The following is a 3,505-nucleotide window of genomic DNA, read 5'->3' on the forward strand; positions in this document are numbered from 1 at the left end:
GGGTCATTTGATTACTACAAGCAGGGCATTTAGGAATATTCATACCCCTAGAATGAAACCCGCAAACTAAAACACCGACTTTTAACCGCAAACACAACGAAAAGTCACTGTTCTAGCAACACTAAATGTCTAACCTAATAGTTCACCACACCAAACTAAAAACCCAACTTCCCCCAGTAATAACAAGGAAAAATCGGGTCCCCAGCAACACCAAATGTCGTATAACCCTGTTTGCGCTCCATAAAGGATACAAATAAGCTGGGTCTGCTAGAGCGGTAGAAACAAGCGTTTAACCTAGAAAACAGGGGGCTTCTCACTCATTAGAGGTACTCTAAAGGTGACTGTTAATTAGGCTGCGGTGGCAAGCCACCGACGCTTATTCCCGAACGGGACCAAACAAAGATCCTTTACTTTAAGCTTGGCCCAAGCTCCGTGCGAGGGTGAACTCCAATTATGCGGCTAAGCCTTCGAGAACTCTTCACCTATGTCTTGCGACAGTTCAAAAACTAGATTCTTTGAATCTGCAGAAAACTTGCATTCCTCAATTATTTGAATCATTGATTCCACGATTTCTTGGAGGGTCAGATCGGCGATGATCGTAAGCATTACAAAAATGAAAGAGTCTACTGAAACCACATTAAGAATGAAGCCATCTGCCATTAAATGTTTGCGATAATCATCTACTGCTTTTCTATCGAAATCCGAATGCCTACCGTAAACAAAGTTAAGTGAATTCTGCTGGGCTTCTTGAGCTTTTTTGACAGCGTGACGCACATCGGACACTGAGAAATTTTTGTCCTTCAACTCAAATAGCGCAAACAGCGAATCTTAATGATATACATCTAGATCTGAAACTTCGCGAGATGATGCTCCACTCTGATTCAGGTTGTGAGGCTCAACTAGGTAGCGGCTATCACTCGAGAAATGCAGCTTGAGTACACTTGCGGTAACGAGTGTAAGCACTTCACCGCCGCAATTATGATTCAATAGCCTGTCTAGAAAAAACCCTGTAGCTACTACTTAATCATCAAATCCCGAAGTGTCTACCTCAATCGGAGGGATATTGGAAGTCACAATATCGACCAACTTCTTCATCGCATATACCAATGCCTCAAATGCCTCATCCTGGCTCAAGAGCAGAGGTGGTTGATGGAAGACATCGACGATGCCTCCCGGGCCCAGGAACACCGGATCGATTTAGACCTGGCGGAGGAAGGGCTCGGGGATCTGCTCCATACCGCCGCTGCTGCCGCGGGGAAGCTTATACTGACAAAGGCGTCGATTTACAGGTCGAGACCATTACGGACACTGCCCGGGTGCTCGTGGACCGGCAATGCTTCGGCCAGGTGATGAGCAATCTCCTGTCGAACGCGCTACGGCACACCCCGGCCGGCGGGCAGGTCCGGATCAGCGTCCACCGACAGGGGGCGTCCACCGCGCTCATCCACGTCGCCGATGACGGCGAGGGCATCCCACCTGGCCAGCTCGGACACATCTTCGAACGCTTCTACCGGGGGGATGCCGCCCGCAGCCGGGACGACGGCGGGGCTGGTATCGGTCTGACCATTTCCAAGGCATTGATCGAGGCCCACGGCGGCACTCTCACCGCACCTCCCCCGGACCCGGTCGCGGAGCGGTGTTTGCCCTCTGCCTCCCGCTGCCCCCTCCCGACAGTGAGAAGGCTGCTCGGTGACCACGCCCTTCCCCGCGTGAGGGCCGTGACCTCCACCCCTTGAAAATATACCCCAGGGCGGTATATGCTAGAGGGTTACATCGCCGCATCCCACCGACCCGTAGGAGCTTTCCCATGATCACCTCCCCGCCTCGCCTCTTGCCGATGGTCTCCCACGGCTGCAGCTGTTGCGGATCTGTCTCACGTGCCGACACCGCCTCCATCCCTGTCGCCAGCGACTCGTCAGTAGGAGGGTCCTCCCCTAGCTACCAGGTCACCGGCCTGACCTGCGGGCACTGCGCGAAAAGCGTGACCCAGGCCCTTCAGGCCCTCCCTCAGGTCAACGAGGTCCAGGTTGATCTCGTTGCTGGTGGCGTTTCCACCGTCACGGTAACCGGTGTCGTACCTCCGGAGATGGTTCGCCGGGCTATCGAGGAGTCCGGCTACTCCGTCTTATCCTGATCAGTTTTATCCATCATCTCGACCCCGACCGGGTTGAGCGAAAGGAACGTCATGAGCACTCCCCATCATTCCGGTGATCACCATGGTGATCACCCCGCTCCGGAAACAGACCACACCAACCACCCGGATTATGCCGGCCACGAACACCACGCGGATGCCGACACCCACGGTCAGGCGATGCCCCACGATCAGCCGCACTCCGTCCTGGACGAAGACTACCACGTTCATGGTCACGGCGAACACGCCGGGCACAGCACCGCAATGTTTCGGGATCGCTTCTGGTGGTCGCTGATTCTGTCCATTCCCGTCGTTATTTTCAGCCCCATGGTCGCCCACTTGCTCGGCTACCACCTCCCGGCATTTCCCGGTTCCACCTGGATCCCCCCGGTACTGGGCACGATTATCTTCGTCTACGGCGGAACGCCTTTCCTCAAGGGCGGATGGACGGAACTGAAATCCCGCCAACCCGGGATGATGCTCCTGATCGCCATGGCCATCACCGTGGCGTTTGTAGCCTCCTGGGTCACCACTCTGGGGCTGGGCGGTTTTGACCTGGACTTCTGGTGGGAGCTGGCCCTGCTGGTGACCATCATGCTACTGGGCCACTGGCTGGAGATGCGCTCTCTCGGGGCCGCGTCCTCCGCGCTTGACGCGCTGGCTGCCCTGCTGCCGGATGAGGCCGAGAAAGTCATCGACGGGACCACCCGTACCGTGGCCATCTCCAAGCTGGTCGTCGACGACGTCGTGCTGGTGAGGGCCGGTGCCCGGGTACCGGCCGACGGAACCATCCTCGACGGATCCGCCGAATTCGATGAGGCGATGATCACCGGCGAATCCCGTCCCGTCTTCCGCGACACCGGTGACAAGGTGGTCGCCGGTACCGTGGCCACCGACAACACCGTCCGCATCCGGGTGGAGGCTACCGGCGGGGACACCGCCCTGGCCGGGATCCAACGCATGGTTGCCGACGCCCAGGAGTCCTCCTCCCGGGCCCAGGCCCTGGCGGATCGGGCGGCGGCGTTGTTGTTCTGGTTCGCACTGATCTCCGCTCTGATCACCGCGGTGGTGTGGACCATCATCGGCAGCCCGGACGATGCCGTGGTGCGCACGGTCACGGTGCTGGTCATCGCCTGTCCGCACGCCCTGGGCCTGGCGATTCCGCTGGTCATTGCGATCTCCACCGAGCGGGCCGCGAAATCCGGTGTGCTTATCAAGGACCGGATGGCGCTCGAGCGGATGCGCGCCATCGACGTGGTGCTCTTCGATAAAACTGGCACCCTGACCGAGGGTGCGCACGCGGTCACCGGCGTCGCGGCAGCTGTCGGCGTCACCGAGGGCGAGCTGCTGGCCCTGGCCGCCGCCGCGGAGGCC

Annotated in this window: 3 protein-coding genes and 1 pseudogene; 3 read left to right on the forward strand and 1 reads right to left on the reverse strand. The window is 57.9% G+C overall.

Going from position 1 to position 3,505, the window contains the following annotated elements; translation table 11 throughout:
- Positions 1 to 459: 459 nt before the first annotated feature.
- Positions 460 to 963: pseudogene (locus HMPREF0044_RS08255) on the reverse strand (restriction endonuclease, SacI family).
- 386 nt (positions 964 to 1,349) lie between these two features.
- Between HMPREF0044_RS08255 and HMPREF0044_RS08410 the strand changes: the two are divergent.
- The 3 genes from HMPREF0044_RS08410 to HMPREF0044_RS01260 form a co-directional block, all read left to right on the forward strand.
- Entirely contained in the window at positions 1,350 to 1,736 is a 387-nt protein-coding gene (locus tag HMPREF0044_RS08410) for a sensor histidine kinase (protein WP_006546284.1), read from the forward strand.
- A gap of 101 nt (positions 1,737 to 1,837) precedes the next feature.
- Positions 1,838 to 2,134 (forward strand): heavy-metal-associated domain-containing protein, encoded by a 297-nt coding sequence (locus HMPREF0044_RS08045; RefSeq protein ID WP_211205067.1) that lies wholly within the window; start codon positions 1,838 to 1,840, stop codon positions 2,132 to 2,134.
- Between the two features lie 261 nt (positions 2,135 to 2,395).
- Positions 2,396 to 3,505 (forward strand): HAD-IC family P-type ATPase (locus tag HMPREF0044_RS01260; protein ID WP_211205068.1); only part of this gene is annotated, 1,110 nt, incomplete at its 3' end.

The sequence above is a fragment of the Gleimia coleocanis DSM 15436 genome (assembly GCF_000159015.1).
GTDB classification, from domain to species: Bacteria; Actinomycetota; Actinomycetes; order Actinomycetales; family Actinomycetaceae; genus Gleimia; species Gleimia coleocanis.